The sequence below is a fragment of the Rheinheimera metallidurans genome, assembly GCF_036983985.1.
GTDB classification, from domain to species: Bacteria; Pseudomonadota; Gammaproteobacteria; order Enterobacterales; family Alteromonadaceae; genus Alishewanella; species Alishewanella metallidurans.
In genome coordinates, this window is record NZ_JALAHQ010000003.1 from 102,333 (window position 1) to 122,865 (window position 20,533).

The window sequence follows — 20,533 nt, forward strand, 5'->3', positions numbered from 1 at the left end:
GGTTTAATAATGGGAATATAGTCCCTTAGGTTGGTGATATGGCTAAGCGTGATTTGCACAATGTACTGTTTCCAAAGCAGCGCAGAATCCTGACTCATTTTGGTGAAGACTTGCTGTTGGCTATGAAACGACGTGGTTTTACAAAAAAGCTGCTGTGTGAACGTACTGGCTTTGACCATAAAACCGTGAACAAAGTCTTCGCAGGTGATCCGGGCGTTGCCATAGGCACTTACTTAAAGGTGATGGCCGTTCTTGGCATGGAAAGCAACTTTGCAGAAATGGCCGCCCATGATGAAGTGGGTATCAAGCTGCAAAATATAAAATTACTGGAAGGTTCAAGATGAGCCGTGAAATCGTTGAAGTCTATGCCGACTGGCAGCCAATTGAAGCGCCTTTGCTAATAGGACAGCTTGCTTACAGCGATTCAAGCCGAGGTGGCGTGTTTAGTTTTGCCTACGATAAAGCATTTTTAACCTCAGCCTATCGCTTGCAAATTGATCCAATGCTGACGCTTCACTCCGGTGAACTTTACAACGATGAAGCCGATAAAAACTTTCGCGCATTTCTTGATTCATCGCCTGATAGATGGGGGCGTATTTTAATGCAGCGGCGTGCGGCGATTGAGGCGCGCAAGGGTATTCGAGCAACAAGTCGATTAAACGAATTGGATTACCTGCTGGGCGTACATGACTCTTATCGGATGGGGGGGATTCGATTTAAGCGAGTAGGCTCGGATGCTTTTTTGGACGACAATTCTGAATTTGCTGCGCCGCCAATGACTTCTCTGCGAGAGCTAGAGCACGCAGCAATGCAGATTGAACAAGACGATAACATCGACAGTGACGAGTATTACCGCTGGTTGAAAATGCTGATTTCTCCAGGCTCATCATTAGGTGGTGCAAGGCCCAAGGCTTGTGTGACAGATGAGCAAGGCCACTTGTGGATTGCCAAGTTTCCCAACTTAAATGATACCCATGACGTGGGGGCGTGGGAGATGGTTTGTTATGAATTGGCGTTGGCGGCAGGTGTTGACATGTTTCCAAGTGAGATTAAACGATTTTCCTCTGGGCATCATACATTTTTAACAAAACGGTTTGACCGCGACGGTGAAAAGCGGCTGCATTTTTCATCGGCTATGGCACAGCTTCAATACTATGACGGTGAACAATCTCAAGGTGCCAGTTACTTAGAGATTGCTGAATTTATTTCCAATTGTGGTGCACAAACCGAAGCTGATTTAGCACAGCTATGGCGTCGTATCGTGTTTAATATTGCGGTGTCCAACACCGATGATCACCTGCGTAACCATGGATTTTTATTAACAAAGAAGGGTTGGAAGTTATCACCCGCTTATGATTTAAACCCGATAGTGGGTAAGCATGGCCTGCATCTGAATATTACCGATGCAGACAACGCTTTAGACTACCAATTAGCGTTTGACGTAAAAGACTTCTTCCGACTTTCGCAAACCCAAGCCACGCAAATTTACGATGAAGTATTAATTGCGGTTAAGCAATGGCAAACCGTTGCTAAGCAGCTAGGGATCAGCCGAGCCGAGCAAACCATGAAACAATCGGCGTTTAACGTTTAATGAGTCAGTGAAACACTATTTTCATTTTTTAGCAGACATAGAATTTCCGGAATCCATTTGTACTGGGGCACGTGCCGTGGGATGAATACATGCGATCAGCCTGACGCATCAAAGACGGAAAATATCCTTGCGCTATTATCAGCAGTTGATAAGATGTGCAGCTTATGTATAAGCGTACAGTCTTTTTATTGGCCAACCGCTGTTTTATCTACTTGCTGGGAACCTAGTGAGCAAACGATTCGAGTAAGCTATGCAAGTAAAGCAATGAAAAACGCAAAACAATCGCGCTGCGTGATTGGCATTAAAGGGCAAAGCCAAGACCCCGATTACCCCGTTGATATCTGGTTCGACTCGCTGAAATCGGTGGCCAATGTGCTGTCGAAAGAAAACCAGCAGTTGTTAAAAGTAATCGCTGAACAACAGCCGCAATCGATCACTGAGCTGGCCATGCTGACAGGCCGAGCGGTCAGTAATGTGTCGAGAACATTGAAAACATTGGGCAAGTACAACTTGGTTGAAATGACAAAATCACAAAATGGATTGGCGGTAAAACTGCGATATCAATCGATGTTGTTATTGATCCAGCCATTAGAATAAAAGGAATATCATGCAACAAGTCGGAATTTATGAGCAGCTTATAACGCAGCTTATCGAGAGTCGTATTGACCGAGAGCGATTCTATGTCGGCGAACGTGAGCTTAATAGCAGTGAAGCATCAACATGGTTATCTCGTTTCCTATCGCACATACTTGAGTACGCGATTGAGTCCGTCCCCTCAAGTGATGATCGTCTGCAACAGCAAATTGCTTTATCCAATCAATTGTTACTCTGGCTAAAAACACAAATTCAAGATAACGATTTTATCGAAGACAATTTGCTTGCCAGTCAAGGTAAAATTCTGACCGCGCTCTATGAGCTCGAAAATCCTGTCTCAGCCGATTTAAAAAATTATATTAACGACATTTTTCCGTTAACAGGCTTAAGCCAAAGCGAGTTGTTTTGTGGCAGTAATGCGGGATTGTCGCTTGAATCTGAATTGAAGCGAGAGATTCTGTCTGCGGATAAAATTTACTGGTTAGTGTCATTTATTAAGTGGGCAGGGATCCGCATTTTTCGCAAAGAGCTAGAAGAATTTACCTCAAGTGGTCGCGAGCTAAAAATCATCACCACCTCATACATGGGAGCAACGGATGCCAAAGCGGTTGAGTATCTGGCGAGTTTACCGAATACCGAGGTGAAGCTGAGTTACAACACTGAGCGTGAACGTTTACATGCCAAGAGCTACTTATTTTTACGCAACACGGGTTATCACACTGGTTATATCGGCTCTTCCAATCTTTCCCATTCAGCGCTAACCAATGGCTTAGAGTGGAATTTAAAAATCACTTCACAAGAAATCCCACACATTATCAATAAATCATTGAGCACCTTTGAAACCTATTGGGTTTCTAATGATTTTGAACACTTTAGTGGCGATGCAACAAGCAGTGAAAAACTCAAAAAAGCCTTGAGTCAGCAGCGCGGAGATTTTGAGACCAGCCCGACGCACTTCTTTGATATCTCTCCGTTTCCTCATCAAAGTGACATTTTGGAACAACTGGCCGTTGAGCGTAGTGTTCACCAGCGCTTTCGTAATTTAGTCGTTGCGGCTACCGGCACGGGGAAAACCCTGATTTCAGCCTTTGATTTTGCACGCTTTATCAAAGAGAAACCGACAGCAACGTTCCTGTTTGTTGCACACCGAGAAGAAATATTAAAACAAGCTAGATCTGCGTATCGTGGGGTATTGCGTAATGGTATGTTTGGTGAACTTTGGGTTGGCGGACATACGCCGGAGCACTATCGGCAACTGTTTGTTTCTATTCAAACTCTGAACAATCAACTGGAACAGCTTAATCTAACTGCTGACTATTATGACTTCATTGTCATTGATGAAGTGCACCATATTGCAGCGACTAGTTATCGCGCGCTACTGGAACACTTTTCTCCAACTATTTTACTCGGCCTGACTGCAACACCTGAGAGGCATGATGGCGGTGATATTTTAGCGGATTTTGGTGGCGTGATTGCGGCAGAGATCCGTTTACCGGAAGCGATTAATCGTCGCCACCTTTGTCCATTTCAGTATTTTGCTATTGATGATGATACCGACCTTCGCAACATTGCATGGAGTCGTGGACGTTACGATATCGCTCAACTGACCAATCTGTATACCCACAACCAAGTCCGCTTTGACAAGATTTTGCTGAGTATGCGGGAAATCATCACTGATATAGGCAAAATGAAAGCATTGGCCTTTTGTGTGAGCAAAGAACATGCACTGTACATGACAGAGCAATTCTTATTAAAAGGCGTTAAAGCGGATGTGTTGACCAGTGATAACAGCCACGAGCGGCAACAAAAGCAGCAAGCGATTCGTTCTGGCAGCATTAACGTGCTTTGCGTGGTCGATATCTTTAATGAAGGTGTCGATATCCCCGAAGTCGATACGTTATTGTTTTTACGACCGACAGAAAGCCTCACCATTTTCTTGCAACAGCTTGGCCGAGGTTTGCGTTTATCGGACGGTAAAGAGTGCTGCACAGTACTCGATTTTGTTGGTAATTCCCGCCCAGAGTATGACTTTGCCAATAAATTTAGAGCCTTAGTAGGTAAAAGTCATCGAGCGATCAGCGAAGAAATAAAGCAAGGGTTCCCCCACGCACCGCTAGGTTGTCGCATTGAATTGAGTAAGCGCACTCAAGAAATGGTGCTCAGCAACATTCGTCAAGCTTCATTAACGTTGAAGCGCCTAGTCGCAATGATTCGCCAATATCCTCAGCACTCCATACTGCCGTTAACATTGTCGAATTTCTTAACCTTAAATCCTCACATCGACTTGAATGAGCTTTATAAGCGAGGGAGTTGGTCGCAGCTGGTTCAGCAAGCTAAGGATGAAATCAACGAAAATTCAGTTGATGAAGATCTGCTAAAAATGCTTAGAAAGGCCATTTATAACCGAATTTTGACCTGTGATGATCATGCCTATTTGAGTTTCTTAAAACAGCTTTGCCAAAGTAACTTTGTTATTAAAGATGCTGACCATCGTTATGCCTTAATGTGTCATTTCGATTTTTGGCAGAAAACGGGGCCTGAATGTGGATTCGATTCCATTGCTCAAAGCCTAGCAAAACTGAATGCTTGCGAGTTAAAAGCAGAGTTAATGGATGTTGTGAATTGGCAACTCGCACAAACCAAGCATGAGCAACCAACAATGCACGCTTTACCTGAGGTCGCATTGAGGCTGCATGCACGTTATGCGCGTGAGCAAATATTGGTGGCATTTGGTGCGACCACTTTTGAGCGCCAACCGCCAGCACGCGAAGGTGTGTTTGTGTTGAAAGATCAAAATATTGAACTGATGTTTGTCACCTTGGACAAAAACGAAAAGCAATTTTCACCTACTACTATGTATCACGATTACGCGATCAACGAACACCTGTTTCACTGGCAGTCGCAAAACAGCGCAAGACCTGATAAAGGCCGAGGTTTGGAGTACATCCAACACCAAAAAATAGGTAAGCGTCTGTTTTTATTTGTGCGTGAGCAAAGCAAAGATGAATACGGCCGAACCATGGGTTTTGTGAATTATGGTGAAGTAGACTACGTATCGCATACAGGTTCACAACCGATAAGCATTACTTGGCAGTTAAAAGAGCCAATGCCACACTTTATGTGGCAACAAGCGGCGAAGTTAGCTGTAGGTTAAATATCATGATAACTCTAGCCACCGACAGAGTTTACCCCCTTTGGCGCTTTATTCTGGTAGAAAAAACCGAGCAAGAGGCAAAGACCAATCAGCAACGTGGACATTTCCCACTGTTGTGATTGGCTAACTTTGCTGCGTTGAGGAACCGCTTTGATGACAGTAATGAAGATATTGAAAATACCGATTACGTACCTGACGATGCCATTAACCAAATGCACCGTTATCGTGATGCGTTAATTCGCCTTTCAGGATCAGACATAGCCCTATCGAGCAATAACTCGACTAGCCAGAAAACTAAGAAAAGTCGACCTGTATTTGGCGCATTTGCGTTATACCCAGGCTATTTTGATCAAACACAAGAGCAAAACCCGTACGCTAAAGCGATTGAAGAAGTTGGGATTGGTGCATTTGCGTTATTACCAAGCCAAACCGAAAGCAATTATTGCGGGCATCAATGGTTGTTGGAATTTTTACAGGCGCAAATTGGCATCGTTTCAAGTGCGCAAGCAGAGCAAACAGATGATGTCATGTACGCTGTGGCTGGCATGGCAGAAAGGCTCTATGTGCAGGAGGCGGCGCGCATCCCTTATTATGGTATGCGTCAAGTGTTGTACCCGGATCTTACGATGACGGTGGCGCTGGGTGGCCAACGCGGACGAGACAAAAGCTACTTTGCAGCGTTTGAGCAAGGCACAGCACGTTGGTATCACTTGCCACAAAGCACCTTTTTGCAAAAATTTAAACAGCATATTGCGGAGGAAATTCGTTACTTGGCTTTGGCGTCTACTTCGGATACGCAAAGTGCCACTAAGAAAATAGATAAACTTTGGCCAGTTAAACGTGTAGTAGTGTTACCTCGTTATGCAATTAGTGACGAGCAATCGGGGAAAAAATCAAGCGCTAATGCGCTTTATTACTTGTTCGAATTAGGTAGGCCGTTAACGCTGCAAAGTGCTGTGACCAACGTTCCGCATCAACCTATAAGAAACTCGATGAAACTCACAACTTTAACTCGGCTAGAGAGCGTAACTAAGTTTGCTGAGGTCGAAAAAGTGTATGAAGAGGCAATGGTGTGAGTAAGTGCGTTCTATCAATTATGAAGAAGATTAAATAATCAAAGGATGGCGATATGGACATTGAAATTAAAAACTGTAACAACATCACGATGGCCAAAGTGGCTATCGTGCCAAGTAAGTTGAATATTAAGTTTGCCCCGAATGGAACCGGTAAAAGCACAATTTCTAAAGCCATCCAATACGCTGTAACAGGTGACGAAAAAGCGCTTTTTGAACTTTTACCTTTCAAATTTCGCAACGAAAATTTGGGCAACACCAAGTGGCGCATTGGCAGAATGGCCGGTGAAACGGCAGCACAAACCGCAGAGCGCAAACAACAATATCAATTAATAGCTAAGCAGTTACCTTACTTAGCGCAATCAGGTGTTTTATTGCTGGCGGGTAGCGATTCTGCGGCACTAAATACCTATGTTTATCCAGCGCAAGCGCTACATGATGAATTAGCTTTATTTCAGCAAGCAGGTTTAACACCCGCGCAAATACTGCGTACCGCCACCATTAATGGCGCGACCTTTATGGGAGTTCAGGCCGACTATGGCAGCATAGCGACAACAAAACAGGCCGATTTACTATTACTGCCAGCAAACCCATTACAAGATATTAATGCGGTAAAAAATATTGATACGCTGATCTATGGCGGCAAAGTGTATAACCGCAAGGCGTTAGATGAAATGTTAAACCAGGCCGCAGCACGAAAAATAGAGCTAACTGAGCAACGGAAAAGTAATCAACTGAATTAAAAAACTTAAGTTGCCGACAGTATAAAATTGAGGGTAATTTCAACGGTAAATATAATAACTACTAAGTAGTCGCAGATTAAAAGATGTTAATTGTTTTTGTTACTGCTAGCATAAGTATCGACTTATTCAGAGATGATTTATGCGTTATTTGTTACTTGCCTTATCGCTGCTAATTTTTGTCTCGCCACAGGTGTATAGCCAACAGCAATATACCGAAGGCGCCTGCATTATGCTGCAACAGCAAATAGACCGTTTTAGTCATCAGAAACAAAATAGTAATTTTGTTAGCGCGACGCGCGAATACGAAAAGTTTTGTCGCAAGCCGGTGCGGTACATACCGCGTCAGATAAAAAGCAGCGATGATACTGCGGTGGCTAAAGACGATTCCTCTAAAGCTACAGAAGTTGCAAGCGTTAGTGATATTCCTGAGAAAAGTGAACTAAACCAGCCTGAAACATCGTCGTTGTCGCAGAAAGACACAGCGACGGTTGCTACCGAGGTTGATAAAAAGCCGCCAGATAATACTGCCACAGTAATACCTATCGCCCCAGCAATAAGCTCTGGGCCTAAAGTTATCGACCAAGTTGTGTTGGTTGAAGCAGTTAAAGCCGAACCGTTAGTTGCCGTGCTGCCTGATAGCGCGGTTGTGCATCAGGAAGCCGAATTTTCTTCAGACCTGCTTATGCCGTTATTGAATAATATACCGATAATAGCGGCTCTCTTGTTTGCGGTATTGCTAACCGTGTTTCTAGTAACATCTTGGCTTGGGCTTAATTTGCCAGGTTTTAAAGGTGTATTTGCAGAATATAAATTAAATAGACTACTGCGCTGGCGTTTGTCGGATGAGTATCAGCATTTTCGCAAATTAAAATTATTTACAGCCAATGACGAACCCGTCATTGTCGATCACTTAGTGCTGAGCCCTTATGGTATTTTTGTTATAACCGTAAAGGGTGAGCGCGGGCACATTTCAGGCACTGAAACCCAAGCCAACTGGACGCGAAGCTACCTTGGTAGCACAAAACACTTAATGAACCCATTACATCAAAACTTTAAAAATGTTGCCGCGGTAAAACATTTTTTGCACCTAAAAGAGGTTGATGGCACTAAGTTAGTCCACTCAATAGCTGCATTTAGCCGAGTAGCAAAATTTGAAACCGCAATCTCAGCTAATATTACTTATGTTGATACGGTTTCAAATTATATTAAACAGTTTAGCCAGTCTTGTTTGACCAATGAGCAGCAAAACCGCTTTGCTGCGCTGCTTAGCCAAGCAAGTACGGATCTCTAAAAACACGCAAGTGACTGCGGCGTCTAGCAGGGAAAACGTACTCAGAGCCAATAGATCTTACTTTTAACTCATTGAGCCACTAAAGCTATTCAGATGACTACGAAATACTCTAAAAACATTGTCTAGTTCACTCAGTTCCAATGCACGTTTACGGGACTTTTCTAACCCGCCGGCATCATTTATTGTAAAAGGAGCAGCAGGATTATTTGCGGTTAACTCTAGCTTTAGCGCGTGCTTGAATAACTGCTTCATATAACCAAGCGTGTCATTCGCTATGGTTGGACGGCCACTATCCCTAGCCCTTTGGATGATCTCTCTAACATCCAAAGCTGTTACATCTTGAATTTTTAGCTCTCCAATGACGGGTTTAATATCTCTCCGATATATTCGAGCTGGAATGTTTGGATGTTTTAGCCTTGGAGCCAAATCGTTCTTGAGTCATTTGCTTACGCTTGCTGTTACCACTATATCGAAGTGCCCAGTACGGAGCACCAGAGTCTGGTACAACAAAGTAGAGTCCTTTTCCGTCGGATTTTCTTGTCGGCTCTCCTAATTTTGCAAGTGACGCCACCTGCTTTGCGGTCATTGATGCCATTGGGCCTCCTAATACTCACCATTTGACTTGAGTATACAGAGCTATTACTCACCAGTTAACTCACCAGAAAGATGAAACAATGTGAAACGAAGTAGAACACTGTGAAATTTAAAAGCCCTTTGAAAACAGGGCTTTGATGAAGAATGGAAAGAAGGGAAACTAAGAATAAATCATTCGACGTTCTGGATCTACTTGTAGAGTATAAATTTATTTTTGTTTTAAATCAGTAATTTGAGTTTTATGTTGTTGGTGTTTTTGCTATTTTACCCGCCAGTTTACCCACCGTTTTTATTATGCTTGGGTTGTCCCTTAAATAACAGGAAACATCTATTGCCACTATAGATATGCTAAACGTTTAAAGGTGTTTTTATGTATCTGCATCATTCGTTTTGCTTCGCTCAAAACGATTAGCTTCCCCTCAGGAGTATCCAAATTGAGCTTCTTAACCGGCTTGATCTTCGGTCGTTTAACAGGTTCGGTAACACCATATTTTGCAAGTGGGTTTTCTTTCATCTTAAGGCTCTAGCTGATTCTTTCGCTGCTTAGCGACTTGATTTTATACTACAAACTGCAGCGTTTACTATCTGCGAAGGGCTTAGTTTATGAAGTACTAAGCAAAGTGTCGTATTTTTGCTAAGCTGATACCAAGAAATGTCGGAGGTGTCTTATTCCAAAGTTAAGTTTAAAGCAACAGGTTGAGCAGCAAATTAGTCGCACTAACCAAGATGTTTTTCTGCGTGCTGATTTTGAGCAATTGGGTGGCTATGATCAGGTAGGGCGGGCACTTCGAGAGTTAGTGGCTGAGGGTAAGCTACTGAAAATTGGTTATGGCTTATATGCTAAAGCCCGGATCAGCAGCATCACAGGTAAACCTATGCTGGCATCTAACGGCGGTTTTAAGGCCGTATCAGAGCAAGCCCTAGAGCGGTTAGGTGTTGCCTGGCAGCCATCAGATGAACTTGTGCGCTACAACAAAGGTGAAACCACTCAGGTTCCTGTAAATACCACAGTTATTATAACAAGACGTTTTAACCGCAAAATTTCGTTACGTGAGATGCAGTTGCGGGTTGAGCGCGGCTCTTAGTATTGGAAGCCGCTGAGCGCAAAAGCGCCATTGAGCGACTTTCTACAGCGACGTTTGTAGTGGCAATCGGCATATATGTTGGTGAGGGCTTTGATTTACTAAGGCTAGAGACCTTGTTTCTTGCTATGCCAATCGCCTGGAAGGGAGCCCTGGCGCAGTACGCCGGCAGGATCCACCGTGAAGTTGATGGTAAAACTCTGGTGACAACTCATGATTACGTTGATACTTATATTCCAATGCTGCAGCGTATGTTTGCCAAGCGAGAGAAAAGTTATAAAGCAATAGGGTATAAAGTGGCTTCTGATGCAGTCACTGGTAAGGAAAAATGAATTTATATCCAAGCTTATTCCTATTTGCTGAGGTGATTAATCTTGCTATTCGCCTCACTATGTGAGTAGATTGTGCAACGTATTCACCTCAATCAGTAGGAGCCTTGCCTATGTGGATCTGGCAACAACCCGATTGGCCTGGCCGTCAGCAAAATGCATCGCCAGCCTTTCGTTATGATCATGCGACACTGACGCCTAAGTTACGTGAACTGCACTTTTTGCAGGGCGTACTGCTGGGCAAAATGGGTGTACAGGATAACCAGCAGGCCGCACTGGATACTATGCTTGCCAATATCCTTACCTCTAGCGCCATTGAGGGAGAGCGTTTGAATCATAGTGTAGTGCGCTCATCATTAGCCCGAAAGCTAGGTATTGCTGAGCAACAAAGCGTAGCAACGACAGCCCAATCGGATGGCCTTGCTGCGATGGTGACAGATGCTATTGGTAATTGGGAACAGCCACTAACGTTAGAGCGCTTGTTACAATGGCACTCCTGGCTATTTCCGTCTGACAGTTCATTGATGCAGAGAGTACAGGGCGGGCAGCTTCGCGGTAACGAGCCGATGCAGGTAGTCTCCGGCCGGATAGATCGGCCCAAAGTACATTTCGAAGCACCACCGCGTCAGGTGTTAGAAAGCGAGCTTGATTGCTTTATCGATTGGTTTAACCGCTCGCAAAAAGATGCCAATTTAGACCCGCTACTACGTGCTGGCATTGCGCATTTCTGGTTTATCACTATCCATCCGCTGGAGGATGGCAATGGCCGCTTGGCCAGGCTCCTGACCGATCTGGCGCTGGCGCAGGCCGAGCATCAGTCTATCCGCTTTTATGCCATGTCTGTTGCCATTTTGGAGCGACGCAGTAGCTATTACGACATCCTGGAACAAAGCCAAAAAGGCGATACCGACATCACTGCTTGGTTGGTTTGGTTTCTTGACACCCTGGCCGCTAGCCTAAAGCAGGTGCTGACTGATATTGAGCAAACGCTGCAAAAAACGCGATTTTGGCAACGGGTAGACCAAACGCAACTGAGCAAAGAGCAAGTCAAAGTACTAAACCGGTTGCTTGATGGCGACTTCAGCGAAGGCATCAGCAACAGCCAGTACGGCAAAGTAGCCAAGGTAAGCCCGGCGACAGCCAGTCGGCATTTAACGCAGTTGGTTGAAATGGGGTGTTTGGTGAAAACTGCAGCGGGGGGCAGAAGTACCAGGTATGTACTTACACAGTAGTGGGTGTTTTAGATTCGTTTTATAGCCGCTATCGGAATACCCACCAATTTACCCACCGCGGATGTTTGGTTTTTTGGTGGGTAGAAAGATGTTTTTGTTAGCTAAAAATAATTATAAGTTATTAATATTCATTGTTAATTTCGGTTATTCGATGTTTTGAATTTTCTTGTAGAATATATAATTATTTTATTCTAAAATCAATAAGATATATCTAATTTTGCTGGTGATTTTGTGCCTTTACCCACCGTTTAAATTTTTATTTGCTCAGTTTGTCAAATTCCGCACTGATCAGTCTTTTCAAAGCGAGTTTAGTGGTATAACCCTTCTTGCGTGCAATCTCATTTAACTGATTGAGGTAATCTGCATTCAGCCAGATGTTAGCTCCTCTCTCATTATTTGGCTTCAGCTTGGGACCGTTATTATAAAAGTTACTATAAGCCTTGTTCAGCATTAGCGTTTTTTCAGCTACTCCTGTTTGCCAAACATCTAAAATGGCAAATGCGCATCCAAAATACTCAGTGTCTGTAATGGGCGATAGAAACCAATGAGGCACTTTAGCATTATCAACTAGATATTCCCAAAACCATTTTCCATGCTCAATATGGTCATGTTTTAAGTGTTTGAATAGCCTGTGTTTGAATTCATTTTTCTTGTTCCAGTGACTTTTCAAACAATCAATAAACTCACTTTTAAAAGTTTGGTTTGGATGCCAGCGACTAATGAATTTAACAATGTTCTCTTTGCATTGAACTGAGTTACTGGGCATTTTCGATAAACATAGATAATCGTAGTCTCTTCTAGTTAGCATCTTTATTTCAGCGTTATAGATGTTGAGTAGATCTTCTGGATGCTTAATTTCTCTATCCAAGCCTGATATAAGTCTTATCAAGCACCACAGGTAATAGCATTGCCGTTGATTTTTTTCATCTATCCAATCTAACAACTCTTGCGGAATTCTAGAGCTTGAGTACAACTCATCAATATGGTTAGCCTCCGCCAATCTGGACTTTTCGTCTGGGTAATGTTGGTTAAATAGGTTTTCAACACTAAGAACCATCTGAGCGTAATCAGGAAATACAGAACCAACTGGGTAAGTTATTAACTTATTGTGAAGTAGATAGTTGTATGTAAATGACAGTTTTTCCCTATCTTTTAAATCTAGCTTTTTGAGCCAAGCGCTCCTATATCCGTCATTTACCAGAGACATCTACACACCTATTTTTGACAAAATTTTCAATGGTTTTTTGTTGAGTATTTATTAATTTATTGATGATTATTTACTGATTTTCTAATCTGTTTTTTCTGGTTTTCTAGCGTCATTACTGAGATTTTACCATAGTGTCTCAGAAACTAGTTTGATTATGGATGGCAGCTTGATTTTTTTCAAATAACTTCAGAGCGTATAACTCCGAATAATTTTATGATTTTCTTAAACTAGCTTGCTAAGCTGAAGCGACTTGTAGGATTGAAATAAATAAATTTTGTCTGTATTAGAAATATCAATATCAATCAATCTTTCAGCATGAATTAGAACAACAGAGATTTGTGCATTAGGCATCTAGCAATACCAAAATTACTGTAAAGAAATACATGTCAGGTTAATCCATGTGAGATGACAACATTAAGGATTAATCATGAACACCTTGAACTTAAATACCGCGAACGTACCCACAATAGAACGCTTTACTGACTATCCAGTTTTAAAAAGTATCGGGCCTTTGAACCCTTATTACTTAGACCGGATACTAACAGTAATAAACAGAGCATTAGCTGAACATCCCAGAACATTAGCGATAAGGTTCGATCTGCATCTTCCTTTTGGGTACGGTGATGTTGGCTCAGACTTGATGACCAAATTTGTCGAATCGTTAAAAGCACAAGTTAAAGCTGACTTATACCGAAGGGCTGCACAAGGTAAGAGAGTGCATGATTGCAATATGCGGCATATCTGGGTAAGAGAACGTTGTGACTCGGACTCACCACACTTTCACGTAGTTGTCTTTCTGAATCATGATACGTACCACACCTTGGGAGCGTACGCCGATGAGCAGAGACGAAATATGGCCTCTAGAATCAGGAAAGCTTGGGCAAGTGCATTAAGACGATTGCCGGAAGCGATATTAGGCCTAGTCCATTTCCCAACAAATCCAACCTACAGCTTAAATGCCAATGCACATGATTTTATGGCAATAAAGGCTGATCTATTGCGTCGGCTAAGCTACTTTGCAAAGTTAAAAACAAAGGAGTACGGCACAGGTAGTCGAAGCTTCGGCTGCAGCCAAAAATGAGCAAATAAGGCGTTTTTTGAAAATAATATAGGTCTGAGTTTTTACCGGTATCGTCATTCGGTAAAAAATTCTTGCAAGCCATCAGCAAGCGGGGTAGCCTTCCTCACAGGCGCCCGCCTCACTTACATGCGAGTGAAAACAGGCAACAATCGCTAACGCGTATCTATGCTATGTCTTAAATAAATTTACTAACTTAATTCCAGGTTGAGCTACCTGGCCTTAATCGCATGCGGTCATGGTTAATTGCCCAAGGCACTCAGCCACCGGAGTTAATGTATGTACAATTTATCCTCTAACGCGCATGCGGTGCTTCAGCAACTAAAAATTCAAAACAGTGTATTGCCAACTCGGGCTCAGATACTCGAGCTGCTAGCTGCCTATTTCGGATATAAAACCTATGCTGCCTTCAAGGCTGATTCAGCCATTAGCGAAGAAACGCTTAAAGCTGCGATATTAGACCGTGTTGCATCGAATACACGTTTAGTATCCAGGCTGTTTGAGCTCTCATTACCAGAGTCGCTCGCTAACCAAGTTACGAAGTGCATTATTCAGCAACTTCAAACTGCCAAGCTTGAATCCAAAATTAGCCTTTTGCGAATCGCGCAAGATTTGCAGATCGCTGTTGGTCAGGTAAGGCTTGATAGTAAGGAAATAAAAGCAAGTCATGACTTTTTAGCTAAAAGTCATGATGCCGAGAGTGTGCTGCTTAGGTACGTTTGGCAATCCCATGACCTGGGTAGCGATCCGGATGATGAAGATGTTTATGCTGGTGCCAGCGCTTATTGGTACGAACAGCGTAAAGCGGGTAATCAGCTTTCTTCTGCTGCCAACGAGTGGGCTGATGCATATGAGCGCCAGTTAGCAGCGGAAAAGCGCCTACAAGATTTTCTATCGGCTTTTGCTGATACCACGTTGGCCAAACCCAATGCTATCGAAGTTATTGAACAGGGCGCTGAACCCAACCTTTGTTGTCAGCTCGACGCTTCATATCTGCTGTTCTTGTTTGGGCGTTTACCAACGGCGACTATGACCGACGACTTTTATTATGAATGGCATTATTTGGCGACCTTACAAAGGCCTGGCCATGAAAGCTTGGTCGAGTTAGCTGAAGGCATCGACAATCCGATTGAGCTATGGGCTCTATATTTATTCGGGTTAAGCAATAAAGTTGATATCACTGCAAGTAATTACCGTTTGATTAATTCATACACGGGTGAAGAATGGGATGAATATGGCCCTGCTGAACCCGTTGGTTATGACGGCATTACGTTACCTAATATCAGTGACAGTCAAAAGCAGGATGCCAAGTTAATGGCTGAGCGTATGCAAAGCCTGATGAACTTGGTGCGCCAACCAACAAAAAAATAAACCCCAGCACAAAGGCTACCGCCGAAGCGGTAGCCGATAGCTGTGTTAAATTTCCAGATCAACGAAGTCCTTATCAATATCTTCCTGAGTAATACCGATGTAGCGCAGCGTTACTCCTTCAGAGCTGTGCCTTAACATTTTCATCACCCGGCCGATGTCTTTGGTGCTTTTGTATAAATGGTAGCCTCGGGTTTTACGCATTGAGTGCGTGCCCAGGTCGATGCCAACATCTTCACCAATCAGAGCGAATGCGCGGCTAACGTAGCGGCGTGATAATGGCGCGGGTGGCATATTGCCAGCGCGCTGATTTCGATACGACTGAAACAGATAAGTATGATCTGGATGTTGCCGTCTTATCCGGTTTGTAATTTCAATCGTCTTCTGGTTAAGTTTAATATTGGCTACCTTGCCGGTTTTCCCTTCCTTTAATAGCAGCCGCTCATCCTGGATATCAGAGAAACGTATCGACAGTAAATCCGAGATCCGCAGTGCCAGGTTTAACCCCACGTTCCAGATATCCGCCATTTGTTGGCCGTAGTGCCTGTCCAGTAAGTGACTAATCAGTTTCACCGTGTCCAGGCTTTTGACCGCTTGTACCTCAGCCATAGTCAACTTCCTCTTTTCGATTAAAACGCAGTTTTGAGAACTTCAGCACAGTGCAAAAATTGAAAGTGCTGGTTTATAAGGCTTTCCAAGTTCCCAAAATACTAATTTGGGAACTTGGCATTTATGCCGTTATGCGGTTGGTGTTAAAGCTTGCCGTTTGAGCTAAATAAGCCCACGTTCGGCAAAAGACACTGGCGTTTCACCCACGACGATATGGTCCAGTACTTTTACATCAATCATTGCCAGCGCATCGGTTAATCGTTTGGTAATGCGCTTGTCAGCCTCGGATGGCTCAGCCACACCAGATGGATGGTTATGCGCAAAGATCACTGCGCCCGCGTTATGCTCCAGTACCAGCTTTACCACTTCACGTGGGTAAACCGGTGCTGCGTCAATGGTGCCGTGAAACAGCTCACAGTATTCGATAAGCCGGTGCTGGTTATCCAACAACATCACCGCGAAGACCTCACGCTCATGGTGCACCATGCGGTATTTCAGATATTCCTTAGTGACATCTGGGCTGGTAAAGGCGTCTTTGCGCGCATACTTTTTGGCAATCAGCGTTGCGGCTTTATCCAGAATTTCCAGTGCAGCAACTGACCATTTAACAACATCAGCAGGGGTAGGTTTTGGTGTCATGGTATATCTCCTTAAAGGCATTCATTTGTTAATGCACATAAGTGATATAGGTTTGAAAATTTTTCGATTCCGGTGCTGCTGGCGCCAAGTAACGCCCTCAAGTTAAAAAATACAGCACTGGCTCATGGTCTGGACGAATATGAGGACCTGACCATGAAACTTATCAAATTAAAAACCGTAATGGATTGCACCGGCCTGGCACGCTCAACAGTGTATAAATTTATTGCTGAGGGACGCTTTCCAAAGCCGGTGAAATTAGGTGCCAGAATGGTGGCCTGGGTAGAGAGCGAAATACAAGACTGGATCCAGGAAAAAATAGAGCAGCGCCAGCTGAGTGCTGCGGAGTAATAAGCTTTTTTAACACAAATATGAAATCTGCCAACTGTATCATTATCGTACACATCGAAAATATCCTCACTGTTCAGAGCTGTTACTGGCCGCTAATCTGGCTACACTGAAACAGAGCCTAAGGAGAAAAGCTATGGATAATGATGTAATCCTTCTTGAGCAGCAGAGCCTGGAAGCCCTGCGCCACAACTATCCTCTACTACAACAACTCAGCGGCAACATTACGTTTGTAGCTGAAGCTGATTCACCCACATTAACTGCTACCGCATGGCATTTAACTGAAGCTGATAACCAGATACTTAAACAGTCAGGTGTTAAAAGTGCAATACTAGAATTGCTCGATACCCTGGTTGAACAGCGTAAACGCCAGCGTATCCGACCAAACCGGGAAGGGTGTTTGCTTATAGATGCTGGCCAGTTATTGGTTGAATGGCTTAGCGATGGCAGCATCCCATTGTCAGGTTATAAGAATGCGAGTTGAAGCATTAGATTAAATTAGTTAAGTCTACGAAGTTCATTTAAATACCAGCTTGGCAATCGGTTGGTTGAATTACTGAAATTGTCAGCAGTTCCATCATAAATTGCCTGGCTAACTTTTATAAATGCGGTTAAACCCAGCTCGTAAACAAATCGCGATGCAACAGGTTCCTGCCTTGGTGTGCTATTCCAGCCGTTATTAAGCCATTTAGCTAGCCGTTCATCGTGCGGCACCAGTAAATGAAGTTTTTGCTTGGCACGGGTGATGCCGACATAAAAAAGCCGTCGCTCTTCTTCAAGCGAGTCGCCATCAGACACACTTTCTGTTGCAAACTGTGATGAGATCTCTTGAGGTGGCTTAGGTGGGAATTCGGAGTCGTTTAGCCCGGTAATAATAACGTTGTCATACTCAAGTCCTTTAGCGGCGTGAAAGGTCGCCAATCTGACAGGGCTGAAGTCACTATTTGCTTTCTGAGGGTTAAGTATTGCAGATAAAAACTCGCCGGCGGTTATTCTGCTTGATTGCAAGAACTCTTTGATTCTAAACATACCTCTGCGCTGGTCGTTGGACTCTCGCCTGACGGTGGATTCCTGGCCAATATTCTCGGTAAAGCCGGCCATGGCTATTTTTTGATACACTTCAGCCGCTAAATCAGTTCCTCGTGTATAACCCTTTAGTGACAGTAAATCATTTAAGTGGAAACGATGCTTACGGCCATTTTGTAAGACCTCACTAATTACCTGCCAAATATCGACCCTGTACTTTAACAGCGCTGCCTGCGAATCTTTCATTTGTCCGGATGTCCAGCTAAAACCAGCGTCCCAGAGAAAACCATTAATTATTGCAACTCTCTCCGGGTGATGGTCGAGCTTCTGTAAGTCCCCATCAATACAAAGTAAGAATGCTACTACTACAACACAAATTTCCTTGCGTCTGAACAGGGTGGTTTTTTCTGGCCTATCGCGGCCGTCAGCTTTTTCTTCAGGGTATGCATAGGGGATCTGGCATAAGCGCAATGCGAGCTCTGCTTCAGCCAAGTGAGCATTGGTTCTTGCCAATATTGCGGTTGAGCTGGCCCCCTTACTTAGCAGTGATGGAATTTTAGAAAGACATAGCCCTGCATGAATTGCCACTTCTGTTCTAAGTGTTTGACTTGGATGGCTTACACAAAGTTTTGCCGTTTTATGAGTGTTTTTGCCAATAAGGGAATTGGCAACAAGTGATAGCATATGGCCAAATCGGAAGGTGCACGATAAATGAAACACTTTTACAGGCTTAAACTGTTGCTCAAAAATACCGTCGATAAAGTCAGGCCGGCTACCGCGCCATTGATAAATACTCTGATTGATATCCCCAACAGCCATCACTTTGGCATGTTCACCTGCTAGCAACCGAATCAGTTCATGTTGAACTAAATTGACATCCTGATATTCATCTACGATTACGTGCGTTAGGTGGCTAAACAGTTGTGGCTGCTTGATAATGATTTGTTTGGCTTCAGCGAGCATGCTGTCAAAGGTACGGAAACGATGCTCCTGTAACAATTCAACAAACCGCTGGTATGCCTTAATGTGTTCTTTAGGTGATTTATCAAATACAGGATCAAATTGTATTTCTTCAGGCGAAGAACCATCAGCGTGGCAGCGAGCAATAAATAGCTCTAACTCTTCTATCTCATTCTGTTCAACAAAGCTGTCCTCAGCGGCGTAGCCATACTTATGCGCCTCTCGAATGATGCTCTTGTATTCTGGCATATCAGGTGTAAGCAAATTCTTGTAGCCCAATTCACCTCTTTGCACTGCCTGCTGCACAATTTCAAGAGCAAGGCTATGAAAGGTCCTAACATCAGGTAGTCGATGCTGGTTTTTTAGCGTTAGATTGAGTTTTTCTAAAAAACTTAGCTGAGCTGCTTTGTTATACATCAACACCAATATTTGACCTGCCATAACGCCGTTTTGGAGTAAGCGTTGCACGCGTTTAACCAACGTAGTGGTTTTGCCGCTACCGGGTACTGCTTTAACTAACGCATGTGAGCCAACATGCTCGATAATAAGGCGCTGTTCTTGTGTAACTGTTTTACTCTTCGCAATCATGACAGTGGCCTGTATTGCGCGCATAACTTAGCTTCGGTATAGGGCACTCTTGCGTGTTTTTTGTTGCAGTTTAGGAAGCCATCATCCCAGTTACTTGCAAATACACAATTCAAGCAGTTGGCATGCACACCTGCGGGGTCGGCTTGTTGTAACATATCCCTTAACCGCCCCAGCTGCAGTGAACTAGGCAATGCTTTTGGCCAGGCGCAGCTTGTGCTTACTTCAGTATGCTCAAAGTCCTTATATTTCTGCGTATGTTTTTGCAAACGGCCATTCGGGCTAATGCTCCATATATCTATTCCTACCAGAGCGTTTTTGCATTCGTCGAGACAATTATCTACAACACGGTCAACTGGTTTAAAGTTGTAATGAGTTAAATCAGTTTCCTCTACACTTAATTCACAGCTAATCAGCGCCGTAATGTCGGCCTCTGATGTCACATGAAACTCAAGTATGGGTATTCCAGAGCTGATTTTTTCTACCGAGCACGGGTGTGTTACATAAATTTCCAAATAACACTTTGCTTTCGAATTTGTATTGGTAAGAAGCACATCAGGTTTTAAGCCAGTTTCTGGGTCGTGGTGTTCAAGTTCAACCTGGTTAAAAAGCGTTTTTAAGTTGTAACGCGCAGGGATGAACACGTTACACGGTTCATGAAATCCGGCAAACAAATCAGCTTTAGGTGATTTGCATTGAGCCACACGTGCAAGTGTCAGCGTTACAGTGTCTTCATTTAGCAGGCGATGATAAATCGCCATTTTTGCCGCCTGGTGCAGATAGCTCTCGTATGAGCACACTGCTTTATGATGACGAAAGTGCTTGGCTTTATGTTCACCAAGTACAGGGATCATTGGCTCATGGCAGCCAGGGCAAAGGTATTTACCATTTCTTATTGCAGCACCAATGTGAATTAGCTTATCCCCATCAGTTTTAGCGTATGAAAATTGAACCGATTGCTCATTCCCTGGCATTTAAAATCCTAATGGCTCATCTCAATACTTTGACTAAGCGGTAAGAGGATATTGTTGAC

General features: G+C 43.6%; 22 protein-coding genes. 14 read left to right on the forward strand and 8 right to left on the reverse strand.

Going from position 1 to position 20,533, the window contains the following annotated elements; all coding sequences use genetic code 11:
* Positions 1-38: 38 nt before the first annotated feature.
* The 7 genes from MN199_RS09560 to MN199_RS09590 all read left to right on the forward strand — a co-directional run bounded on the left by MN199_RS09560 (position 39) and on the right by MN199_RS09590 (position 8,446).
* A complete protein-coding gene (locus tag MN199_RS09560; RefSeq protein WP_335739257.1) occupies positions 39-344 on the forward strand; it encodes a transcriptional regulator in 306 nt (101 codons plus the stop codon).
* A complete protein-coding gene (locus MN199_RS09565; RefSeq protein WP_335739258.1) occupies positions 341-1,591 on the forward strand; it encodes a type II toxin-antitoxin system HipA family toxin in 1,251 nt (416 codons plus the stop codon). Before MN199_RS09560 ends, MN199_RS09565 begins: the two co-directional genes overlap by 4 nt.
* 264 nt (positions 1,592-1,855) lie before the next feature.
* A complete protein-coding gene (locus MN199_RS09570; RefSeq protein ID WP_335739259.1) occupies positions 1,856-2,188 on the forward strand; it encodes an HVO_A0114 family putative DNA-binding protein in 333 nt (110 codons plus the stop codon).
* Positions 2,189-2,198: 10 nt separating this feature from the next.
* Positions 2,199-5,339 (forward strand): DEAD/DEAH box helicase, encoded by a 3,141-nt coding sequence (locus tag MN199_RS09575; protein WP_335739260.1) that lies wholly within the window; start codon positions 2,199-2,201, stop codon positions 5,337-5,339.
* A 119-nt stretch (positions 5,340-5,458) separates the two neighbouring features.
* Positions 5,459-6,415, forward strand: coding sequence for a nuclease domain-containing protein (locus tag MN199_RS09580; protein WP_335739261.1), 957 nt, complete (start codon positions 5,459-5,461; stop codon positions 6,413-6,415).
* A gap of 53 nt (positions 6,416-6,468) precedes the next feature.
* Positions 6,469-7,155, forward strand: a complete 687-nt coding sequence (locus MN199_RS09585) for an amidohydrolase family protein (RefSeq protein WP_335739262.1) — start codon at positions 6,469-6,471, stop codon at positions 7,153-7,155.
* Positions 7,156-7,294: 139 nt separating this feature from the next.
* Positions 7,295-8,446, forward strand: a complete 1,152-nt coding sequence (locus MN199_RS09590) for a nuclease-related domain-containing protein (RefSeq protein ID WP_335739263.1) — start codon at positions 7,295-7,297, stop codon at positions 8,444-8,446.
* 63 nt (positions 8,447-8,509) lie between these two features.
* Here MN199_RS09590 and MN199_RS14790 read toward each other — a convergent pair whose 3' ends face one another.
* The 3 genes from MN199_RS14790 to MN199_RS09600 all read right to left on the reverse strand — a co-directional run bounded on the left by MN199_RS14790 (position 8,510) and on the right by MN199_RS09600 (position 9,554).
* The gene (locus MN199_RS14790) at positions 8,510-8,872 is read right to left on the reverse strand and encodes a phage integrase central domain-containing protein (RefSeq protein ID WP_418338086.1); all 363 of its coding nucleotides are present in this window, start codon (positions 8,870-8,872) and stop codon (positions 8,510-8,512) included.
* On the reverse strand, positions 8,814-9,041 hold the full coding sequence (locus tag MN199_RS09595; protein WP_207903093.1) for an Arm DNA-binding domain-containing protein: 228 nt from the start codon (positions 9,039-9,041) through the stop codon (positions 8,814-8,816). The genes MN199_RS14790 and MN199_RS09595 overlap by 59 nt, the downstream gene beginning before the upstream one ends.
* Positions 9,042-9,377: 336 nt before the next feature.
* Positions 9,378-9,554, reverse strand: coding sequence for an acetyltransferase (locus tag MN199_RS09600; protein ID WP_335739264.1), 177 nt, complete (start codon positions 9,552-9,554; stop codon positions 9,378-9,380).
* 283 nt (positions 9,555-9,837) lie between these two features.
* On the opposite strand from MN199_RS09600, the gene MN199_RS09605 reads away from it, so the two are divergent.
* From MN199_RS09605 to MN199_RS09615, 3 genes are all read left to right on the forward strand, one after another.
* Complete coding sequence (locus MN199_RS09605; protein ID WP_335739265.1) at positions 9,838-10,125, forward strand: hypothetical protein; 288 nt, start codon at positions 9,838-9,840, stop codon at positions 10,123-10,125.
* 2 nt (positions 10,126-10,127) lie between these two features.
* A complete protein-coding gene (locus tag MN199_RS09610; RefSeq protein ID WP_335739266.1) occupies positions 10,128-10,454 on the forward strand; it encodes a hypothetical protein in 327 nt (108 codons plus the stop codon).
* A gap of 110 nt (positions 10,455-10,564) precedes the next feature.
* Entirely contained in the window at positions 10,565-11,683 is a 1,119-nt protein-coding gene (locus MN199_RS09615; protein WP_335739267.1) for a Fic family protein, read from the forward strand.
* A 256-nt stretch (positions 11,684-11,939) separates the two neighbouring features.
* Here MN199_RS09615 and MN199_RS09620 read toward each other — a convergent pair whose 3' ends face one another.
* Positions 11,940-12,890, reverse strand: a complete 951-nt coding sequence (locus MN199_RS09620; RefSeq protein ID WP_335739268.1) for a hypothetical protein — start codon at positions 12,888-12,890, stop codon at positions 11,940-11,942.
* A 427-nt stretch (positions 12,891-13,317) separates the two neighbouring features.
* Here MN199_RS09620 and MN199_RS09625 point away from each other — a divergent pair, with 427 nt between their 5' ends.
* Together MN199_RS09625 and MN199_RS09630 are read left to right on the forward strand one after the other, a co-directional pair.
* A complete protein-coding gene (locus MN199_RS09625; protein WP_335739269.1) occupies positions 13,318-13,971 on the forward strand; it encodes an inovirus Gp2 family protein in 654 nt (217 codons plus the stop codon).
* 276 nt (positions 13,972-14,247) lie between these two features.
* The gene (locus tag MN199_RS09630) at positions 14,248-15,339 is read left to right on the forward strand and encodes a hypothetical protein (protein WP_335739270.1); all 1,092 of its coding nucleotides are present in this window, start codon (positions 14,248-14,250) and stop codon (positions 15,337-15,339) included.
* Positions 15,340-15,384: 45 nt separating this feature from the next.
* Here MN199_RS09630 and MN199_RS09635 read toward each other — a convergent pair whose 3' ends face one another.
* Together MN199_RS09635 and radC are read right to left on the reverse strand one after the other, a co-directional pair.
* A complete protein-coding gene (locus MN199_RS09635) occupies positions 15,385-15,945 on the reverse strand; it encodes a tyrosine-type recombinase/integrase (RefSeq protein ID WP_335739271.1) in 561 nt (186 codons plus the stop codon).
* A gap of 162 nt (positions 15,946-16,107) precedes the next feature.
* Entirely contained in the window at positions 16,108-16,605 is a 498-nt protein-coding gene (gene radC, locus MN199_RS09640) for a RadC family protein (RefSeq protein ID WP_472511588.1), read from the reverse strand.
* Positions 16,606-16,737: 132 nt separating this feature from the next.
* On the opposite strand from radC, the gene MN199_RS09645 reads away from it, so the two are divergent.
* Entirely contained in the window at positions 16,738-16,932 is a 195-nt protein-coding gene (locus tag MN199_RS09645) for a helix-turn-helix transcriptional regulator (RefSeq protein WP_335739273.1), read from the forward strand.
* 133 nt (positions 16,933-17,065) lie between these two features.
* On the forward strand, positions 17,066-17,413 hold the full coding sequence (locus tag MN199_RS09650; protein ID WP_335739274.1) for a hypothetical protein: 348 nt from the start codon (positions 17,066-17,068) through the stop codon (positions 17,411-17,413).
* A gap of 14 nt (positions 17,414-17,427) precedes the next feature.
* On the opposite strand, the gene MN199_RS09655 is transcribed toward MN199_RS09650, so the two are convergent.
* Both MN199_RS09655 and MN199_RS09660 read right to left on the reverse strand, forming a co-directional pair.
* The gene (locus MN199_RS09655) at positions 17,428-19,503 is read right to left on the reverse strand and encodes an ATP-dependent helicase (RefSeq protein ID WP_335739275.1); all 2,076 of its coding nucleotides are present in this window, start codon (positions 19,501-19,503) and stop codon (positions 17,428-17,430) included.
* A complete protein-coding gene (locus MN199_RS09660; RefSeq protein WP_335739276.1) occupies positions 19,500-20,474 on the reverse strand; it encodes a competence protein CoiA family protein in 975 nt (324 codons plus the stop codon). Before MN199_RS09660 ends, MN199_RS09655 begins: the two co-directional genes overlap by 4 nt.
* Between the last annotated feature and the right edge of the window lie 59 nt (positions 20,475-20,533).